The organism is Streptomyces sp. NPDC057307 (assembly GCF_042667665.1).
Classification (GTDB): domain Bacteria; phylum Actinomycetota; class Actinomycetes; order Streptomycetales; family Streptomycetaceae; genus Streptomyces.
Genome location: NZ_JBHUZM010000018.1, coordinates 43,593 through 63,404 on the forward strand (window position 1 = coordinate 43,593; position 19,812 = coordinate 63,404).

17 protein-coding genes are annotated in these 19,812 nt (G+C 70.8%); 4 read left to right on the forward strand and 13 right to left on the reverse strand.

The genetic code is table 11. The features are described 5' to 3' along the window. Positions 1–31: 31 nt before the first annotated feature. A complete protein-coding gene (locus ACFUN8_RS10090) occupies positions 32–274 on the reverse strand; it encodes a hypothetical protein (protein ID WP_383634143.1) in 243 nt (80 codons plus the stop codon). A gap of 81 nt (positions 275–355) precedes the next feature. Between ACFUN8_RS10090 and ACFUN8_RS10095 the strand changes: the two genes are divergently transcribed. Together ACFUN8_RS10095 and ACFUN8_RS10100 are read left to right on the forward strand one after the other, a co-directional pair. After that, entirely contained in the window at positions 356–1,387 is a 1,032-nt protein-coding gene (locus tag ACFUN8_RS10095) for a P1 family peptidase (RefSeq protein ID WP_383634145.1), read from the forward strand. A 146-nt stretch (positions 1,388–1,533) separates the two neighbouring features. Then, complete coding sequence (locus ACFUN8_RS10100; RefSeq protein ID WP_383634147.1) at positions 1,534–2,358, forward strand: DUF6227 family protein; 825 nt, start codon at positions 1,534–1,536, stop codon at positions 2,356–2,358. A 17-nt stretch (positions 2,359–2,375) separates the two neighbouring features. Here the strand turns inward: ACFUN8_RS10100 and ACFUN8_RS10105 are convergent, their stop codons facing one another. The 4 genes from ACFUN8_RS10105 to ACFUN8_RS10120 form a co-directional block, all read right to left on the reverse strand. Further along, a complete protein-coding gene (locus ACFUN8_RS10105; protein WP_383634149.1) occupies positions 2,376–4,364 on the reverse strand; it encodes a fructose-specific PTS transporter subunit EIIC in 1,989 nt (662 codons plus the stop codon). 34 nt (positions 4,365–4,398) lie between these two features. Continuing rightward, positions 4,399–5,349, reverse strand: a complete 951-nt coding sequence (gene pfkB, locus ACFUN8_RS10110; protein ID WP_383634151.1) for a 1-phosphofructokinase — start codon at positions 5,347–5,349, stop codon at positions 4,399–4,401. Positions 5,350–5,415: 66 nt separating this feature from the next. Continuing rightward, positions 5,416–6,177 carry a DeoR/GlpR family DNA-binding transcription regulator gene (locus ACFUN8_RS10115; protein WP_383634153.1) on the reverse strand — a complete coding sequence of 254 codons (762 nt, stop codon included), beginning with the start codon at positions 6,175–6,177 and terminating at the stop codon, positions 5,416–5,418. A gap of 595 nt (positions 6,178–6,772) precedes the next feature. Then, positions 6,773–8,284 carry an MFS transporter gene (locus ACFUN8_RS10120; protein ID WP_383634155.1) on the reverse strand — a complete coding sequence of 504 codons (1,512 nt, stop codon included), beginning with the start codon at positions 8,282–8,284 and terminating at the stop codon, positions 6,773–6,775. 62 nt (positions 8,285–8,346) lie between these two features. Between ACFUN8_RS10120 and ACFUN8_RS10125 the strand changes: the two genes are divergently transcribed. Next, positions 8,347–9,330: a helix-turn-helix transcriptional regulator gene (locus ACFUN8_RS10125; protein ID WP_383634157.1), complete on the forward strand. Its 984-nt coding sequence runs from the start codon at positions 8,347–8,349 to the stop codon at positions 9,328–9,330. 83 nt (positions 9,331–9,413) lie between these two features. Here the strand turns inward: ACFUN8_RS10125 and ACFUN8_RS10130 are convergent, their stop codons facing one another. The 6 genes from ACFUN8_RS10130 to ACFUN8_RS10155 form a co-directional block, all read right to left on the reverse strand. Further along, on the reverse strand, positions 9,414–10,409 hold the full coding sequence (locus ACFUN8_RS10130) for an RNA polymerase sigma factor RpoD/SigA (RefSeq protein WP_383634159.1): 996 nt from the start codon (positions 10,407–10,409) through the stop codon (positions 9,414–9,416). A gap of 456 nt (positions 10,410–10,865) precedes the next feature. Next, positions 10,866–12,368, reverse strand: a complete 1,503-nt coding sequence (locus ACFUN8_RS10135; protein WP_383634161.1) for a glycoside hydrolase family 3 N-terminal domain-containing protein — start codon at positions 12,366–12,368, stop codon at positions 10,866–10,868. Continuing rightward, complete coding sequence (locus ACFUN8_RS10140; protein WP_383634163.1) at positions 12,365–13,192, reverse strand: carbohydrate ABC transporter permease; 828 nt, start codon at positions 13,190–13,192, stop codon at positions 12,365–12,367. The genes ACFUN8_RS10135 and ACFUN8_RS10140 overlap by 4 nt, the downstream gene beginning before the upstream one ends. Beyond that, complete coding sequence (locus ACFUN8_RS10145) at positions 13,189–14,160, reverse strand: carbohydrate ABC transporter permease (RefSeq protein WP_383634221.1); 972 nt, start codon at positions 14,158–14,160, stop codon at positions 13,189–13,191. The genes ACFUN8_RS10140 and ACFUN8_RS10145 overlap by 4 nt, the downstream gene beginning before the upstream one ends. Before the next feature lie 31 nt (positions 14,161–14,191). Next, positions 14,192–15,481, reverse strand: coding sequence for a sugar ABC transporter substrate-binding protein (locus tag ACFUN8_RS10150; RefSeq protein ID WP_383634165.1), 1,290 nt, complete (start codon positions 15,479–15,481; stop codon positions 14,192–14,194). A gap of 181 nt (positions 15,482–15,662) precedes the next feature. Beyond that, the gene (locus ACFUN8_RS10155; protein WP_383634167.1) at positions 15,663–16,445 is read right to left on the reverse strand and encodes a dioxygenase; all 783 of its coding nucleotides are present in this window, start codon (positions 16,443–16,445) and stop codon (positions 15,663–15,665) included. A 105-nt stretch (positions 16,446–16,550) separates the two neighbouring features. Here ACFUN8_RS10155 and ACFUN8_RS10160 point away from each other — a divergent pair, with 105 nt between their 5' ends. Then, on the forward strand, positions 16,551–17,048 hold the full coding sequence (locus tag ACFUN8_RS10160) for a MarR family winged helix-turn-helix transcriptional regulator (RefSeq protein WP_383634169.1): 498 nt from the start codon (positions 16,551–16,553) through the stop codon (positions 17,046–17,048). A 113-nt stretch (positions 17,049–17,161) separates the two neighbouring features. On the opposite strand, the gene ACFUN8_RS10165 is transcribed toward ACFUN8_RS10160, so the two are convergent. Together ACFUN8_RS10165 and ACFUN8_RS10170 are read right to left on the reverse strand one after the other, a co-directional pair. Beyond that, positions 17,162–18,709, reverse strand: a complete 1,548-nt coding sequence (locus tag ACFUN8_RS10165) for an MFS transporter (RefSeq protein WP_383634171.1) — start codon at positions 18,707–18,709, stop codon at positions 17,162–17,164. Between the two features lie 223 nt (positions 18,710–18,932). Beyond that, a complete protein-coding gene (locus ACFUN8_RS10170) occupies positions 18,933–19,583 on the reverse strand; it encodes a TetR/AcrR family transcriptional regulator (RefSeq protein WP_383634173.1) in 651 nt (216 codons plus the stop codon). Positions 19,584–19,812: the final 229 nt, after the last annotated feature.

The window sequence follows — 19,812 nt, forward strand, 5'->3', positions numbered from 1 at the left end:
ACCCCGGCCGGTGCGGTCGGGCTCCGGGCGCTCAGATGTGGTGGGGCGGCTTCTCGTCGAGGAAGCGGGCCAGGTCGGCGGCGCCGTCGCCGCTCGCGGCCGGCCGCTCCCCCCAGCCGGTGTCCGTGTCGTCGGAGGACTGCCGGTCCAGCGGGTCGTCGAAGACGATCGGCGGCTTGGGCGGGCCCGGCTTCGGGGGCGCCGGCTTGGGCGGGGCCGGTCGCGGCGGGTCCGTGACGGTGTCACGCGGTCCGGAGGTGCGGGCGGTACTCATGCGTCCAGAGTACGGGGGTGGGCGTGGCGGACGGGGTGATCCGCCGTGGCGGGGTCCGACCTCGTGGTACGCATGGGGCCCATGGCAACCAATGACGCATTGACGGATGTGGCGGGGATCCGGGTCGGCCACGCGCGGGTGGGCGGGGACCGGGCGCTCTCCGGTACGACGGTCGTCCTCGCGCCGGAGGGTGGCGCGGTCGCCGCCGTGGACGTACGGGGCGGGGGTCCCGGCACCCGTGAGACGGACGCGCTGGATCCGCGCAATCTGGTGCAACGCGTCGAGGCGATCGTGCTGACCGGCGGCAGCGCGTACGGGCTCGACTCCGCCGCCGGCGTGATGGCGTGGCTGGAGGAGCGGGGGCGGGGCGTCCGGGTCGGGCCCGATCCGGCCCAGGTGGTGCCGGTCGTCCCGGCCGCCTGCGTCTTCGACCTCGGGCGCGGCGGCGACTGGCGGGCCCGCCCCGACGCCTCCACGGGCCGCGCGGCGGTGGAGGCGGCGGCCCGTACCGAATCGGGGGCACCGGTCGCCGAGGGAGCGGTGGGTGCCGGGACCGGGGCCGTGGTGGGGCAGCTGAAGGGCGGCGTCGGTACGGCGAGCGTGCTGCTGGCGTCCGGGATCACCGTCGCGGCGCTGGTTGTCGCGAACGCGGCGGGCTCCGCGGTGGATCCGCTGACGGGTGTGCTGTACGGGCGGTACTTCCAGGGCCGTCCCGCCTATCCTGCGGCCGGTGTGCACGGGGCGGCCCTCGCGCGGCTCGCCGAGGTGCGCGAGCGCGACGGGCGGCCTCCGCTGAACACCACGCTGGCCGTCGTGGCGACCGACGCCGACCTTTCCAAGGCACAGGCGCAGAAGCTCGCGGGGACGGCGCACGACGGCATCGCGCGCGCCGTCCGTCCTGTACATATGCTCAATGACGGCGACACGGTCTTCACGCTCGCCACTGGGGAACGCACGCTCGACACCGCGGATCCGCTGGCGCTCAACGAACTCCTCGCGGCCGGGGCCGACGCTGTGACCAGGGCGATCGTCCGGGCGATGGTGGTGGCCGAGGGGGTCGACGGGCCGGGCGGTACGTTCCCCGCGTACCGCGATCTGTACGGCTCGGACTGACCGGCGGCGTAAGGGAGTTGAGGGGGGCTTGAGGGAACTTCCCGCGCGCCCCCAATCGTTTTACCAAACTTGGGACGCAATGTCAGCCCCAGGGGCTACGTTATGCAATCACCAAGTGACATGTGGCGACGGCCTGGAGACCCACCTTGAACGATCCGTATGAGACAAGCGAGACGCATCTAGAGCGTCTCCTGGGTCGGGCACTCAACTCCTTCGATCTGCCCGACGCCGTGATCGAGCGGCTCGACTCCGCTCTGGCGCACGCCAGTTCATTGCGATCCTCGCACCACAGTGCGGGACTGCATCGCGAGACCTACCGGCATACCTACCTGCTTGCCGACAGCACCGCCCTCACCCTCTGGGAGCTGGTCCACAACACCGGGCGCGACGGCGCCGAACAGCACGAGCTCTACACCGACGAGTACGAGGCACGGCTGGCAGCCTCCCGGCTGCGCCGCCCCTCCCCCCGATCCATCGATCCCAAAGCCCTCGATCCCGCCGCCGATTCCGACGCGCTCTTCGGGTCCCGTTTCGAGTCGGGCCTCGGCGTCAGTCTCGATCCGAGCTTCGAGTCCGACCTCGCGGCCGATCTCGACCTGCTCAGCGACCTGCTGACGGCGCCCCAGACACCGCTGCCCCGGGTGTATCTCCCGGACAACTCCGCCGACCACGCGCGCCGCGTGCTGCGCCGCGCGGAGAACGTGGACCGGCCGGGCGAGGAGGTCGCGGGACCGCTGCGGGCCGCCTTCGCCCACCAGATCACCCAGGTCTTCGGCAGACACGGCCATGTCGAGGGCAAGGACGCGGGTTTCACGCTGTACGAGCACGCGTTCCTGTTGCTGGACGGCACGGAGACGAGCCTGTGGGAGGTCGAGCACACGGCGACGCCCGACGGCCGTCATATGTGTGAGGTGTACGCGGCGCAGAGCGCCGCGCGCGAAGCGATGGAGCTCCGCGCGCGGGTCAGATGACCGGGTGAGGCGGCCGCTCAGACGGTGGCCGGGACCTTGGGCGCGGCCCCGGACTCCGGGGCGGCGGCGCCGTCCAGGTCCTTGCCGTCGCCGCGACCGCCCATGCCCTTCAGCAGGATGACCAGGGCGGCACTGACCGCCGTACCGGCCAGGATCGCGATCAGATAGAGCACCGGGTTGCCGATCAGCGGGAGCACGAAGATCCCGCCGTGCGGGGCCCGCAGGGTGCACTCGAAGAGCATCGACAGCGCGCCCGTGACCGCGCCGCCCGCCATGGCCGACGGGATGACGCGCAGCGGGTCGGCGGCGGCGAAGGGGATCGCGCCCTCGGTGATGAACGAGGAGCCGAGCACCCACGCGGCCTTGCCGTTCTCGCGTTCGGTGCGGGTGAAGAGGCCACCGCGTACGACGGTGGCCAGCGCCATGGCGAGCGGTGGGACCATGCCGGCCGCCATCACGGCCGCCATCACCTTCAGGCTGCCGTCGTTGGGGTTGGCGAGGCCGCCGACCGCGAAGGCGTAGGCGACCTTGTTGAGCGGTCCGCCCAGGTCGAAGCACATCATCAGGCCGAGGACGACGCCGAGGATGATCGCGTTGGTGCCGGAGAGTCCCGACAGCCAGTCCGTGAGGGCCTTCTGCAGTTCGGCTATCGGCTTGCCGACCACCAGGAACATCAGGAAACCGACGACGGCGGAGGAGATCAGTGGGATGACGACCACCGGCATGATGCCGCGCAGCGCGGCGGGCACCTTGACCCGCTGGATCGCCATGACCGTGCCACCCGCGATCAGACCGGCGGCCAGACCGCCCAGGAAGCCCGCGTTGATGGTGAGCGCGATGGAGCCGCCGACGAAGCCGGGGACCAGACCGGGGCGGTCGGCCATCCCGTACGCGATGTAGCCCGCCAGCACCGGCACCAGGAAGCTGAACGCGAGGCCGCCGACCTGGAACAGCAGAGCCGCCCAGCTCGTGGAGTCCGTCCAGACGAAGTGCTCGGCGACGGAGGGCGCCTTGTCGACGGTGTAGCCGCCGATGGCGAAGCCGAGGGCGATGAGGAGTCCGCCGGCCGCGACGAAGGGGACCATGTAACTGACGCCGGACATCAGCCACTTGCGCAGCTTGGTGCCGTAGCCCTCGCCGGGGTCGCCCGCGTCGTCGACGGGTGAGCCGGTGCCTGCGGGGGCCGTGGTCTCGCCGCGGGCCGCCTTGCCGCGGACCTCGGCGATCAGTTCTGCGGGGCGGTTGATGCCCGCCTTGACGCCGACGTCGACGGTCGGTTTGCCGGCGAAGCGTTCCTTCTCCCGTACCGGTACGTCGTGCGCGAAGATCACGCCGTCCGCGGCGGCGATGACGGCGGGGTCGATCCGGGTGAACCCGGCGGAGCCCTGCGGTTCGACGACGACCTCGACGCCCTCGGCCTGGCCGGCCTGTTCCAGGGCCTCGGCGGCCATGTAGGTGTGCGCGATGCCGGTGGGGCAGGAGGTGACGGCCACGATACGGAAGACGGCGGGCGGGGTTTCCTCGGCGGGCGGTTCCGGCTCCGCCGGGGCGGGCGTCTGCGGCGGCGCGTCGCCGCTGATCAGGCGCGCGGTCGCCACCGGGTCCGTCGCCGCGCGCAGCGCCGCCGTGAAGTCCGGGTCCATCAGACGGCGGGCCAGGGCGGACAGGATCGACAGGTGCGCGTCGTCGGCGCCCGCCGGGGCCGCGATCAGGAAGATCAGGTCCGCCGGGCCGTCGGGCGCCCCGAAGTCGATGCCCTCGGCCGGGCGGCCGAACGCCAGGGTCGGCTCGGTGACGTGCTCGCTGCGGCAGTGCGGGATGCCTATCCCGCCGTCGAGCCCGGTCGGCAGCTGCGCCTCGCGGGCGGCCACGTCGGCGAGGAAGCCGTCCAGGTCGGTGACCCGGCCCAGGGCCACCATGCGTTCGGCCAGCGAGCGGGCCGCGGCTTCCTTCGTCTCTGCGGCCAGGTCGAGGTCGACCAGGTCCGCGGTGATCATGTCGCTCATCGCGGGCTCCTTCGTGCGGACGTACGGGGAGAAGTCATGAGGCGGGCTCCGAGAGGGGACGGTTCAGGGGGATGTCGGCGGACACGGTGACCGCCCGCGGGTCGAGGTCCGCGGGCGACGGCATCACGCTGCCCGGCAGTTGGACGGCGGCCGCGCCGTGGGCGACGGCCGAGGCCAGCGCGTCCGGGCCGGTGCCGCCCGCCGCGAGGAAGCCCGCGAGGGAGGCGTCACCGGCGCCGACGTTGCTGCGGACGGTGGCGACGGAGGCACTGGCGAAGTGGGCGCCCGCGCCGGAGACCAGAAGCTGACCGTCGGCGCCGAGGCTGGCGAGGACGGAGCCGGCACCGTACGTGAGCAGTTCCTCCGCCGCCTTCAGCGCGTCGCCGACGGTGGCCAGCGGGCGGCCGACGGCGGCGGCCAGTTCCTCGGCGTTGGGCTTCACGACGTCCGGGCGTTCCTTGAGCGCGGCCAGCAGCGAGGCGCCGGAGGTGTCGAGCGCGATGCGGGCGCCGGCGGCGTGGGCGCGGGCGACGAGTTCGGCGTACCACCGCGGGCCAAGCCCGCGCGGCAGGCTGCCGCAGCAGGCGATCCAGTCGCCCTCCGCCACGGCATGGTCGTCGAGGGCGGACAGCAGGGACTCCGACTCGGCCGGGGTCAGTTCGGGGCCGGGCGCGTTGATCTTCGTCAGCGTGCCGTCCGGTTCGGCGAGGGCGATGTTCGAGCGGGTCGCGCCGGCGATCGGCACGGGGGCGACGTCGATGCCCTGGCCGGCGAGGAGTTGGGCGACGAGCGCGCCGGGGGCGCCGCCGAGGGGCAGCACGGCGACGGTACGGTGCCCGGCGGCCGCGACCGCCCGCGAGACGTTGACGCCCTTGCCGCCGGGGTCCATCCGCTCGACGGTCGCACGCAGGACCTCACCGCGGTCCAGGGCGGGTATCTCGTACGTACGGTCCAGGCTGGGGTTCGGGGTGACGGTGAGGATCACGCGGCGGCCCTCCGGGCGGTGGCGGTGGGGCGGCCTGTCCTCGATCGCCGGACGGGCTCGAAGGGCCTAGACACCGAGGACCTCGGTGCCCACGGCCTCGATCGCCGCGCGGGCGTCGAGGGCGAGGCCGGTGTCCGTGATCAGCAGGTCGACGTCGGTGAGGCGGGCGAAGCGCGCGAAGTGTTCCTGGCCGTGCTTGGCCGAGTCCGCCAGCAGGACGACGCGGCGTGCCGCCGCGACGAGCGCGCCCTTGACGGCCGCCTCGGCGAGGTCGGGGGTGGTGAGGCCGCCGTCCGGCGAGAAGCCGTTGGTGCCGAGGAACACGACGTCGGCGCGGATCTCGCCGTACGCGCGCAGGGCCCACGCGTCGACGGCGGCGCGCGTACGGTGCCGGACCCTGCCGCCGACGAGGTGGAGGTCGATGCCGGGGTGGTCGGCGAGGCGCGCGGCGACGGGCAACGCGTGGGTGACGACGGTGAGTTCGCTGTCCAGCGGCAGCTCCGCGGCGAGCCGCGCGACGGTGGAGCCCGCGTCGAGGATCACGCTGCCGGTGCGGGGCAGTTCGGCGAGCGCGGCGTGCGCGATGCGGTCCTTCTCGTCCGCGGCGGTCGACTCGCGCTCGGCGAGGTCGGGCTCGAAGTCGAGTCGGCCGGCGGGGATGGCGCCGCCGTGCACCCGGCGTACGAGGCCGGCGCGGTCGAGCGCCTTGAGGTCGCGGCGGACCGTCTCGGCGGTGACCTGGAACTCCTCGGCGAGCGACAGCACGTCGACGCGGCCGCCCTCGCGGGCGAGGCGCAGGATCTCTTGCTGCCGCTCTGGTGCGTACATGTGGGTTTGAGTCCGTTCCGTGCCCGAGTCTGTGGTTTCGGGGTCACATTACGGCGGGAGTTCGTGGAAGTAAACGCATGTGGGCGGGCGCCTCCGGGGGTGCGGTTTCTGGGTTTCGTTTGCCGGTGCCGCCCGGTGGTCGTTGTCCTCAAGCGCCGGACGGGCTGGGGGTGGTTGCCGTGACCGGTCGTGGGCGGGGTGCGGGGTCTCCGGAGGGGTATGTCCGGACGGCGTGACTTACGCCGCGTGCAACGTTCGTTGGACCCGATGAGACGTTCTTGTTCACGCGGCACAAGTCAGCCTGAGTGTCCGAACACACCCCTCCTGCGACCCCGCCCCCCTCACGCCGTCACGTGGCGCTGTTCACACCTACCGCCGGTCTGCGGGTTGGAAGGGGGACGCGCAGGGGTCGTGGTCGGACACTCAGGCTGACTTGTGCCGCGTGGGAAGCCCGGTTCCCTCGGGTCCAACGAGCCGTGCACGCGGCGTAAGTCACGCCGTCCGGCCATGACCCCGGAGCGGCACCCGGCCACCACCGCAACCACCCCAGCCCGTCCGGCGCTTGAGGACAAAACCGACCACCGGGCGGCACCGGTCAATGCACCCCCGCACCCCGCCGCCTCGGCAGCGCGAACATCAGCAGGAAGATCCCCACCAGTACCGCCCCCACCCACCACAGCGCGTTCTGGAACCCGTCCGTGAACGCCGTCGCCACCGCGTCCGGCGTCGTTGCCCCGCGGTCGTCCACCACCCCGAAGAAGACCACCGACACCAGCCCGAGACCCAGCGCGGTCCCCATCTGCTGCACCGTGTTGATCAGGCCCGACGCCGAACCCGAGTGCTCGCGCGGGACGTCCGACAGCACCGCGTCCGTCAGAGGTGCCACGATCAGGCCCATCCCGAGGCCCATCACGACCAGCGGCGGCACCATCTGCCAGGTGCTGATGTCCGCGCCGTACCGACCCGCCTCCCAGAGGTAGATCAGTACGCCCGCGGTCATCGTCAGCGCGCCGGTCTGGAGGACCTTGCGGCCGAAGCGCGGGACCAGCTTCTGTACGGAGAGTCCCGCCGCCGTGGAGACGGCGAGCGAGAACGGCAGCCCGGTCAGTCCGGCGTGCAGCGGGCTCCAGCCGAGGCCGATCTGCATGTAGAGCGTCCAGACCAGGAAGAAGATGCCGAGGCTGACGCCGAAGGTGAGCTGTACGGCGATGCCCGCGGCGAAGCTCTTGACCTTGAACAGGGACAGTTCCACCAGCGGTGACCCGTCCTTGCGGGTCTTCACCTTCTCGTACGCCACGAACGCCGCGAACACCAGCAAGCTGCCCGCCATGCACAGGTGGCCCCAGAGCGGCCAGCCCAGCTCGCGGCCGCGGGTGAGCGGGTAGATCAGCATCAGCAGCGCACCGGTCACCAGGACGACGCCGACCACGTCGAGCCGCAGGGCCTTCGGGGCCTTGGACTCGGTGATGAACCTGCGGCCCAGGATCACGCCGGCGATGCCGACGGGCAGGTTGATCAGGAAGATCGGGCGCCATTCGAGGCCGAAGAGGTTCCACTGGGTGAGCAGCGCGCCGAGCAGCGGCCCCGAGACCGCGCCGAGGCCGACGATCGCGCCGAACATCCCGAAGACCTTGCCGCGTTCGTGCGCGGGGAAGGTGACATGGATGATCGCCAGCACCTGAGGCACCATCAGCGCGGCCATCGCGCCCTGGAGGAGCCGGGAGGCGACGAGCATCTCGGGGTTCACCGCGAAGCCGCAGAGCGCGGAGGCGAGGGTAAAGCCGGTGATGCCCAGGAGGAAGAGGCGCTTGCGGCCGTAGATGTCGCCGAGCCTGCCGCCCGTGATCAGTCCGGCGGCGAAGGCCAGCGCGTATCCGGCGGTGATCCACTGGATCGAGCCGAAGCTCGCGGAGAGGTCCCGTTCGATGCTGGGGATGGCGATGTTGACGATGGTGACGTCGACGAGGTCCATGAAGGCCGCGGTCATGACCACGGCCAGCGCCAGCCAGCGCCGGCGGTCGGCGGGCCCCGGAGCCGGCACGGGGGTGGAGGCGGGGGCGAGGGTTGTGTCAGGTAGGGCGACCGGGGAGGTCGCTGGAGAAGTCATGCGAGGAAGCTAGTCATCATCTAGGTCAGGTCATGTCCTAGATGGCTGCCACTCTGGAACGTATGACGGACACCCCGGCACGACTCCTGAATCTGCTGTCGCTTCTCCAGACCCCGCGCGAGTGGCCGGGCAGCGAGCTGGCCGAGCGTCTCGACGTCAGCGCGCGCACGATTCGCCGGGACATCGACCGGCTGCGCGATCTCGGCTATCCGGTCGAGGCCAGCAGGGGCGCGGTCGGCGGGTACCGGCTGGTCGCGGGTGCCGCCATGCCGCCGCTGCTGCTGGACGACGAGGAGGCCGTGGCCATCGCGGTGGGGCTGCGGGCCGGTGCGGGGCATGCCATCGAGGGCGTCGAGGAGGCGTCCGTACGGGCGTTGGCGAAGCTGGAACAGGTGTTGCCGTCGCGGCTGCGGCACCGGGTCTCGACGCTTCAGGCCGCGACGGTGCCGCTGCTCGTCCGGGGCGACGCCGCGAGTGTGGATCCGCGGACGCTGACGGCCATCGCCGCCGCGATCACCGGTACGGAGCGGCTGCGGTTCGGCTACCGCGCCGGGGACGGCGCGGAGACCAAGCGGCAGGTCGAGCCGTACCGCCTGGTGTCGACGGCCCGGCGCTGGTATCTCGTCGCGTACGACCTGGGGCGGGAGGACTGGCGTACGTTCCGGCTCGACCGGGTCAGCGAGCCGTATCCGACGGGGGCCCGCTTCACGCCTCGTGAGCTGCCGACGGGGGACGCGGCGGAGTTTCTGAGCAGCTCCATGTCACGGGCGCAGTCGCAGGTGGAGTTGGACGTGAGCTTCGCGGCGCCCGCCGAGTTCGTGGCGGCGCGGCTGCCCGCCTCGGTCGGTGTGCCGGAGCCGACCGGTCCGGACAGTTGCCGGCTGCGGGGAAGCGCGGCCGATTCGCTGGAGTGGCTGGCGCTCCGACTGGCGCTGGTGGACTGCGAGTTCACGGTCCGTCAGCCGGCGCGGCTGATCGAGCACGTCCGTGAGCTGGGCGGCCGGCTGACGCGTGCGGCGGGTGCGGCGGGTGCCGGGGACGCGTGAGTACGTGAGGAGTCCCGGCACCGGGGGGGTGGGTACCGGGACTCCGTTCAGCGGGGGGAAGTCGGTCCCCCTGGCTCAGGGCCTCACGCCGCGGATTCGAAGCCCACGTCGTGTGCCATCTTCTTCAGTTCGAGAAGGGCGTGCTTCTCGATCTGCCTGATCCGCTCACGGGTCAGGCCGTGCTGCTTGCCCACCTCGGTGAGCGTCCGCTCCCGGCCGTCCTCGATGCCGTACCGCATCTTGATGATGGAGGCCGTGCGGTGGTCGAGCCTGCCGATCAGGTCTTCCAGCTCCTCGCTGCGCAGCAGCGTGAGGACGGACTGCTCGGGCGAGATCGCCGAGGTGTCCTCCAGCAGATCGCCGAACTGGGTGTCGCCGTCGTCGTCCACCGACATGTTCAGACTGACCGGGTCACGGGCCCAGTCCAGTACGTCGGTGACACGCGCGGCGTTGGAGCCCAGCTCCGCGGCGACCTCGGTGGGGTCGGGGTCGCGCCCGTTCTCACGGTTGAACTCGCGCTGCACCCTGCGGATACGGCCGAGCTCCTCCACGAGGTGGACGGGCAGCCTGATCGTGCGTGACTGGTCCGCGATGGACCGGGTGATGGCCTGGCGGATCCACCAGGTCGCGTAGGTGGAGAACTTGAATCCCTTGGCGTAGTCGAACTTCTCGACCGCGCGCACCAGGCCGGCGTTGCCTTCCTGGATGAGGTCGAGCAGAGGCAGTCCACTGCGCGGGTAGCGGCGGGCCACGGCGACGACGAGACGGAGATTCGAGCGTATGAAGACGTCCTTCGCGCGCTCACCGGCGGCGACGAGGGCTTCGAGCTCCTCGCGCTGCGCGCCGGCACCCTCGCTCTCCACGCCTCCGTCAAGAATCTGCTGTGCGTACACACCCGCTTCGATGGTCTGGGACAGCTCGACCTCCTTGGCGGCGTCGAGCAGCGGCGTGCGCGCGATCTCGTCGAGGTACATGCCGACCAGGTCGCGGTCGGCGATCTCCCCGCCTACGGCGCGAACACTGCTTGCCGCTTTCGAACCACCGGTGGCGGTGCGACGGGCGACGGCACGGGTTGCCATGCGAGCTCCCTTACTAAGTCGGTCGCGACACCTTTTCGGGTGCCCTGCATCCGTTGGAAACAACGACTGGAATCCGGACAGAATTCCCACGGCGTGCACTCATTTTTGTGATCATGCAGTACCCTGTCCCGCCACCGAGGGGGGACGCATAGTGCCAAGCCGGGCGGAAGTGCTGGTCAGAACCGGAATCGAGGACGATCCGACGGCGCGCACGGACATTTACCACCACTTCATCCGTGAGACGCCGATCACCTTCGACACCGCGCCTTCACTCCCGTACAACGCCGCCCGTGCCCGCTCTCCTACCCGGAAGACGGCGCACATCGCATAAAGGTTGCTCAGGATGTCCGTTCTGACCTCATTGCGGGTCGCGCGGGTCCCGCACACGCGCGGCAGGCCCCGGACCGGTGCGGTCCGGGGCCTGCGGAGGCGTCGTGCGGTCGGTAGGCCGCCGGGTCAGCCTCCGTGCGGGGTGCCGCCCAGGAGGCGCTCCACGGCCGCCTGGGCGTTGACGCGGGCAGAGCCGTACGTCACGACGGTGTTGGCCGCCAGCGCGTCCACGGCGTGCGGCCAGCCGGTGAGGACGACGACCGCGTCCGGGCGGCGTGCGACCAGTTCGCGCAGCAGCGCGAGCTCGGCGGCGTCCCGGTGCGGTTCCCTGGCGATGACGACCAGGGGGCGGCCGTCGGAGTCCTGGAGGGCGGTGTCCGCGCGGGCGGCGGTCGGGCCTTCGGCGGGTACGCCGGTGGTGGTCAGGCCTGGCATGGCCTCGGCCAGCAGCCGGTTCAGGTGCCGCGCGCGGCTGCCGGACGCGTGGTTGACGCGCTGTCGCAGGTCGATCACGTACGGCGCCGAGCTGAGGGCCACGTTGCCGCGTACCCGCAGTGCGGTACGGGCCACGGCGAGCGGCAGCGCGTCCTCCTTGGGAGGCGGCGGCGTGGCACGGGCGGCGACGATCCACTCGGCCAGCTCGCGGGCCCGGCGGCCGGCCTCCGCGAGACGCTCCGTGGGCAGCGCTCCGGAGGCGACCGCGTCGAGGAGCGCGTCGCGTGCCGTCGCGTAGGAGAGCGAGGCGGCCTCCGCGCTCTGCGGGTTCCCCAGGCACAGCAGGTCGGCGCCGCCGAGCACGGCCTGGACGCAGGCGGGGCCGAAGCCCGGGTCGGCGAGGACGGCGCCCATGTCGAGGGCGTCGGTGACGATGGCGCCGGTGAAGCCCAGCTCCTCCCGGGCCAGCCGGGCGGCCTCCGGGTTCAGTGAGGCCGGTGCCTCCCCGAAGGGGAGGGCCTTGATGTGCCCGGTCATCAGACAGCGGCTGCCGGCCTCGATCGCGGCGGTGAACGGCAGCAGGTCGCGCCGCCGGAGCAGGTCGAGGTCGGCGTCGAGCTGGGGCACGCGCAGGTGCGAGTCGACGGCCGTGTCGCCGTGGCCGGGGAAGTGCTTGGCGCAGGCCGCGACACCGGCGGACTGCAGGCCCGTGACGTACGCGGCGGAGTGCCGGGCCACCAGGGCGGCGTCCGAGCCGAAGGCGCGTATGCCGATGACCGGGTTGTCCGGGTCGGCGTTGACGTCCACGTCGGGCGCGAGGTTCAGGCCGATGCCCGCCGCGCGCAGGTCGTGGCCGATGGCGCGGGCGACCCGTTCGGTGACGTCGGTGTCGTCGACCTCGCCGAGGGCGCCGTTGCCGGGGTACGAGGAGCCGGTCGCGGCCTCCAGGCGGGTGACGTCGCCGCCCTCCTCGTCGCTCGCGACGATCAGGTCGGCGCGGCGGGCGTAGAGGGTCGCCGAGAGGGCCGCGGCGGTCTCGGGGTCGGGCACGTTGTGCGCGAAGTACACGACGCCCGCCAGCCCGTCGTCCACGGCGCCGAGCAGCCACCGGGGCGGCTCGGTGCCGTGGAAGCCGGGCAGCAGGACGGAGTTGACCAGGCGCAGGACCCCTCCGGCGGAATCCCGGGCGGTCATCCCTTGACCGCCCCGGCCGCCAGTCCGGAGGCCAGCCGCCGCTGCACGATGATGAAGAAGATCAGCACGGGCAGGGTGATGAGGGTGGAGCCGGCCATGACCGGGCCCCAGGACGTGGAGTTCTCGCCGAAGAACTGGAACAGGCCAACGGCCGCCGTGTACTTGGAGCCGTCCTTCATGAAGGTGTACGCGAAGACGAACTCGTTCCACGCGGTGATGAACGCGAACACGCTGGTGGCGACGAGTCCGGGCGCGACCAGCGGCAGCAGGACGGACCAGAACATCCGCGGCCATGAGCAGCCGTCCAGATACGCGGCCTCCTCGACCTCCTTGGGCACCGTCGCGACGAAGCCGCGCAGCGTCCAGATCGCGAACGGCAGTGACAGCGCGATGTAGACGACGGTCAGTCCGATGAGGCTGTTGAGCAGTTCGTAGTCCCGCATCTGGAGGAAGAGCGGGATGACGAGCGCCTCCAGCGGGACCATCTGCACGATCAGCACCATGATCAGCACCGAGGTGCGGAACCGGAACCGGAAGCGGGCGACGGCCACGGCGGCGAACAGCGCCAGCAGCCCGGAGACCAGGATGGTGCCGAGTCCGACGATCATCGAATTGGTCAGGAACTGACCGAAGTTGCCCCGGTCGAAGATGTAGCTGAAGTGCTCGCCGCTGATGCCGCTGGGCAGGACGTCGGCGCCACGGGTGATCGCGTTGGGGTCGAGCGCGGTGCTGACCATCCAGTACACCGGGAACAGCGTGAAGACCAGCAGCGCGAACACCGCGACAGCGAGCCCGATCCGCCCGGCGGTCGTCGTGCGGGTCACAGCTCGTCACTCTCCTTGAAGAGGGTTCGGATGTAGACGATCGTGATCAGCAGCAGGAGCAGGGTGAGGAGTACGGCGGTGGCCGCTCCCGCGCCGTAGTCGTTCAGGGCGAACGCCTGCTGGTAGGACCACACGCCCAGGTTGAGGACCTCTTCGTTGCTGCCCGCGCCGCCCGGCATCAGATAGATCTGGGTGAAGACCTTGAAGTCCCAGATGGTCGACAGGATGGTGACGACGAGGAAGATCGGCTTGATGGTGGGCACGGTGATCTTCCAGAACCGCTGCCAGGCGTTGGCGCCGTCGATCATCCCCGCCTCGTACAGCTCCTTGGGGATGGTCAGCAGCCCCGCGAGCACGGTGATGGCGACGAACGGGAAGCCGTGGTGCACCACGTTGAGGGTGGCGATGGCGTAGAAGGACAGCCGCTCGGTGAACCAGTTGGTGGTCTCGGGGTCGATGAGCCCGAGCGAGCCGGCGAGCTGGCTCATCATTCCGTCGCCGGCCGAGAACAGCCACACCCAGACATAGGTGCCGGTGACGGCGGGCATCGCCCAGGCCGCCATGATCGCGGTGGAGCAGATGACCCGCCAGGTCGTACCGAGCCGCTGGAGCAGCAGGGCGGCGAGGGTGCCGAGCGCGACGGTGAGAGCCACGCAGGCGACCGCGAAGAACACGGTGTTGGGCAGGACCGTGCGCCACAGATCGCCGTCGGTGAGCAGGTCCTTGTAGTGGTCGAAGCCGGTGTACGTGCCGACTCCGCCGCCGAACTTCACCTCGTAGTCCTGGACGGACAGGATGCCGACCTTGACCAGCGGCCACAGGAGCAGACCGGCCAGCACCACGAGGGACGGCAGGAGCAGCAGCCAGGGGCGGGTGGTGCGACCGAGCTGCTTGCGGCGCAGCGTCGGGCCCGGACGCGGGGCGCGTGGCCGCGACGACTTCCTTACGGAGGAGGTCGTCGCGGCCACGTCGTCGTGCGCCGAGTCTTCGATGAGCGACTCAGGAGGCAAAGATCTTGTCCATCTCCTCGGCGGCCTGGTCCGCGGCCTCCTGCACGGTCTGCTTGTCCGTCAGGATCGACTGGATCATCTTCGTGACGACCTGCGTGGCCTGGATCTGGCCGTACGCGGGGGTCTTGGGCACGGTCGCGCCGGCCTCGGTCATCTGCTTGGCGAACGGCGCGACGAGCGGGTCGGCCTTCGCCTGGACCTCTTTGAGGAGGGAGTTCTGACCGGGGAAGTAGTTCGTCTGCTCGGCCCACTTGGTGGCGAACTCGCCGGTGGTGACGAGCTTGACGTACTCCCAGGCCAGGTCCTGGTTCTCGCCCTTGAAGGTGGAGAGGTAGGAGCCGCCCAGGAAGGACTTGCTCATGCCGCCGGTCTCACCCGGGATGGGCGCCGCGGCGAGCTTGCCCTCAAGGTCGGGGGCGGCCTGGACGAACGCCTTGGGCGTCCAGTTGCCGGAGAGGGTCATGGCGACCTTCCCCTTCTGGAAGTCGGTCGCCACCTCCTTCTCGGTCCAGGTGGTGACCTTCGCCGGGGACAGCTTGTCCTTCTTCGCGAGGTCGGTGTAGTACGTGATGCCCTTGACCGACTCCGGGGAGTTGATGCCGGACTTCCACTTGCCGCCCTCGTCGACGGCCAGTTCGCCGCCGGCGCCCCAGATGAACGGGGTCGCGAACATCTCCGCGCCGCCCGCGACGGGGAAGGAGATCATGCCCGGCTCCTTCTCCTTCAGGACCAGCGCGGTGTCGCGCAGTTCCTTCCAGGTGGTCGGGGCCTTGAGGTTGTGCTTCTCGAAGATGTCCTTGCGGTAGAGGAGGCCGCGGACACCGGCGTACCAGGGCATGCCGTACTGCTTGCCGTCCAGCGTGCCCGCGTCGGCCAGGCCCTCGACCAGGTCGTCGCCCAGCCCGGATTCCTTCACCTTGTCGGTCACGTCCACGAGGCCGCCGGTCTCGGCGAACTGCGGGATCCAGGTGGTGCCGACCTCGGCGACGTCGGGGACCTGGCTGGGTCCGCCCTCGATCGCGGTGGTGAACTTCTTCTGCGCGGTGGCCCACTGCTGGTACTCGACCTTGACCGTGGCGCCCGTCTTCTTCTTGAAGGCCGCGGCGACCTCGTTGAAGAAGGGCTTGGGGTCCGGGTTGGTCCCCTCCATGATCCATACGGTCAGGGTCTTGCCCTTGCCCGACGTTTCGCCGCCGTCCCCGCCCGAGTCCCCGCTGCCGCAGGCAGAGAGTCCGAGCGCCATGGTGACGACAAGGGCCCCGATGACATGTTTCCGCATGGCCGCTCCCTAACAGGATGTCTAGACCACAGGAACGTACGGAGCCCGGATTGCCCGGTCAAGTGCCGTCGGCCAGGGGATGTCGAACCGTTGCCTATCTGAACCCGTCTGCCATTGGACCGACCACTGACGGATCAGCCGACGGATCGGCCGACGATCGGCCGACGAGGGATCAGAGGGATCAGCCGAACTGGACCGACCGCTTGGCCAGCCCCATCCAGAAGCCGTCGATGACGTTGCGTACGGTGTCCAGCTCGTCCTCCGCCGCGCCGAGCGTCACGAACAGCGGCGCGAAGTGCTCGGTACGCGGGTGGGCGAGCGGCCCGGCCGGGGACTTGTGGGCGAAGTCGAGCAGCGCGTCGACGTCGCGCGCCAGCAGCGCCTCCCGGCCCCAGGCGTCGAACTCGGCCGACCAGCCCGGGACTCCGGGTCCCTCGTGGCGCAGCGCGGCCAGGTTGTGGGTGAAGAAGCCGCTGCCGACGACGAGGACGCCCTCGTCGCGCAGCGGGGCCAGCTTGCGGCCGATCGCGAGGAGTTGGCGCGGGTCGAGCGTCGGCATGGAGATCTGGAGGACGGGGATGTCGGCGCCGGGGAACATCTCGACGAGCGGGACGTACGCCCCGTGGTCGAGCCCGCGGTCGGGGACGCGCTGTACGGGGGTGCCGGGGCCGCGCAGCAGCTTCTCGACGGAGTCGGCGAGGCCGGGGGCGCCGGGGGCGGCGTACCGCACCTGGTAGTAGTGCGCGGGGAAGCCCCAGAAGTCGTACACCAGCGGCAGGGTCTCGGTGGCACCGAGGGCGAGCGGTGCCTCCTCCCAGTGGGCTGAGACGATCAGGATCGCCCGGGGGCGCGGCAGGTCGGCGGACCACGCGGCGAGCTGTCCGGGCCAGAGGGGGTCGTCGGCGAGGGGCGGGGCGCCGTGGGAGAGGTAGAGGGCGGGCATGCGCTCCGCTGTGCTGGTCATGGCGTCTCCCTGCCGGTCACGATCTACTTGAACCTTAAAGCACTTACTGAGCCGGACCTTACTTCCATCTAGTTCAACTTTCAAGGAGCACGTACAGTGGGGAGCATGGAGAGCGACGGGCAGCCACGCTGGCTCAGCGCCGAGGAGCAGGGCGTCTGGCAGGCGTATCTGCAGGCCACCACGTTGCTGGAGGATCATCTCGACCGCCAGTTGCAGCGTGACGCCGGCATGCCGCACATCTACTACGCGCTGCTCGTGCATCTGGCCCGCGCCCCGCACCGCCAGCTGCGGATGACCCAGCTGGCCAAGAACGCCAAGATCACCCGGTCCCGGCTCTCGCACGCCATAGCCCGGCTGGAGAAGAAGGGCTGGGTGCGCCGCGAGGACTGCCCCTCCGACAAGCGCGGGCAGAACGCCATCCTCACGGACGCGGGCGAGGCGGTACTCAGGCACTCCGCGCCTGGCCATGTCTCCGCCGTACGGCAGGCGATCTTCGACCGGCTCGGCCCCGAGCAGGTGACCCAGCTCGGGGAGATCATGCGGGTGCTGGCGGAGGGCCTTCAGCCGGACGGTTCGGACGCGGATCTGCCCTGGCGCCGCTGAGGAACAGCGGCACCAGGGCAGTTCTCGTCGTGCTGCCGAGGGTCGGTGCGTGACCGCCGGCGAGGGGTCGGTGCGTGACCACCGGCGAGGGCCGGTGGTCACCGCCCGGACCGTCAGTGCATGACCACCGGGACCTGGACGTCCTCCGCCGAGGCGTCGGCGCCCTCACCCTTGGCCACCTTGGTGCTCCCCGGACGGCCGGTGTTGATGAACGTGAAGGCGATCGCGGCCGCGAGGACCAGGATGCCGACCGCCCACCAGATGGCACTCGCGTAGCCGTGCACCATCGCCTGCAGCTCCAGGAGCTTCGGGTTGTTCGCGCCCGCCGCGTTCGCCGCGACGTACGCGGTGGTGGCGGAGGCGGCCACGGTGTTCAGCAGCGCCGTACCGATCGCGCCGCCGACCTGCTGCGAGGTGTTGACCATCGCCGAGGCGACGCCCGCGTCACGCGGCTCGATGCCGTGCGTCGCGAGGGACATGGCCGGCATGAACGCCGTACCCATGCCGAGACCGAGCAGCAGCAGCGCCGGCAGGATCAGAGCCGGGTACGAGGTGTCGAGCGACAGCCGCGTCAGCAGCAGCATGCCGGTCGCGCCCACCAGGAAGCCGGGGCCCATCAGCAGCCGCGGCGGCACACGGGTCATCAGCCGGGCGCCGATCTGGGTGGAGCCCGTGATCATGCCCACGATCATCGGCAGGAACGCGAAGCCGGTCTGGACCGGCGAGTAGCCCTTCACGACCTGGAGGTAGTAGGTCAGGAAGAGGAACAGACCGAACATGCCGATGATGGCCAGGCCCAGCGAGAGGTAGACACCACCGCGGTTGCGCTCCATCAGGACGCGCAGCGGCAGCAGCGGGGACTTCACCCGTGCCTCCACCGCGACGAACGTGGCCAGCAGTACGGCCGAGGCGACGAACATGCCGATCGTCGTCGGGTCGGACCAGCCCTCGGACTCGGCGCGCGTGAAGCCGTACACCAGCGCCACCAGGCCGAGCGTGGACAGGAAGACACCGGGGATGTCGAGCGGGTTGCGGTTACGGCCGCCCGCGGGCTCCCGGATCACGAAGTAGGCGCCGACGGCGGCCACGATCGCGAACGGGATGTTGACGAAGAAGGTCCAGCGCCAGTCCAGGTACTCGGTGAGGAATCCGCCGAGGATCAGGCCGACCGCGCCACCGCCACCGGCGATCGCGCCGAAGATGCCGAACGCCTTGGCGCGCTCCTTGGGATCGCCGAACGTCACGGCGAGCAGGGAGAGCGCGGCGGGCGCGAGAAGCGCGCCGAACGCACCCTGGAGGGCGCGTGAGCCGAGCAGCATGGCCTCGCTGGTCGCGGCGCCGCCGATGGCGGACGCGGCGGCGAAGCCGAGCAGGCCGACGGTGAAGGTGCGCTTACGTCCCCACAGGTCGGCGATACGTCCGCCGAAGAGCAGCAGACCACCGAAGGCGAGCGCGTAGGCGGTGATGACCCACTGGCGGTTGCCGTCCGATATGCCCAGGTCCTGCTGGGCGGAGGGCAGCGCGATGTTCACGATCGTCGCGTCGAGCACGACCATCAGCTGGGCCAGGGCGATGAACACCAGGGCTTTCCAGCGGTTGGGATCAGGGACCGAATCGGGGACCTGGGGGTCCGGGAGCCGGGTCTCGGCTGTTTTTGACATGGGTGAGGCCGCCTATGCGTACGAAGAGTTCATAACGGGCGCGGGGACGCACTGGTCGGCCCTACGCGCGGTTACGCGTTACTGGTTCGGGAGTGGCCGCCCGGCTTGGTCGAGGCCGGCGGCGTGACGTAGTGGTCCTGTGTGCCGGTGTCACGCAGTGGTGTTACGCAGTGGTGTTACGTGGTCGACAGAAGTTCTTGGTCCGGGGGCGCGTCACACGTCGTCATCGACCGTGCCGCAGGTCCTCCAGAGTCGCCGCCGCACCCGGCAGCTCGGAGCGCGCGGGCGCCTCCAGACCGTCGAGGAACAGCTGTAGATGCCGGTGCGTGAAGCGGTCGATGTTCAGACAGCCGATACCGGGCAGCGGACGGGTGAGCTGGGAGAGCGCGACCATCAGGTCACCGACCGCGACGTCGGTGCGCAGCCTGCCTGCCGCGCGCGCCTTCTCCATGAGACCTTCCACGGCCCCTTCGAGACGTTCGCGCGCCGCGTGCAGGTGAGGGAGGTCTCCGTTGAAACTGCCGGAGAGGAGCGGGCACAGGGCGCCGATCCGCTCGTCGGCCGCCGCGTGGACGAAGCGGCTGAGCGCCACGAACGCGTCGGTCTCCTCGGCCGCGGCACGCTCCGCCTGGTCCGCGGTGCGCGCCATGACGGAGTGCACCACCTCCAGGACGAGCGCGGCACGGTCGGGGAAGTGTCGGTAGAGAGTCGCGTTGCCGACGCCGGCGCGCCGGGCGATCTCGTCGAGCGGCACGTCCGGGCCCGACTCCACGAGGATCTCGCGGGCCGCCGCCACGATGCGCTCCCGGTTGCGCAGAGCGTCCGCTCGCGGACGCGGAACGCGACGCGTATCGGATTCGGCAGCGGTGGTCACGGCGGGCCCTTCCCTCGGTCAACTCGGGTCACTCGGTTCGCTCTGTTCACGGAAGTGGGGAAGGTGTCCCCGCTTTCCTTGACACGGGTGCAAACGGGGAAGCCGTCCCCGGTTATTTCACCGGGGCGTGTGAGCTGGGTCACCCACGACGAAAACCCCACGATCGGCGCACCCAGCGAGCGCCGACACGCCGCCCGTCGCAGTGTGATCGGACGGAGAGCAGTCAGCA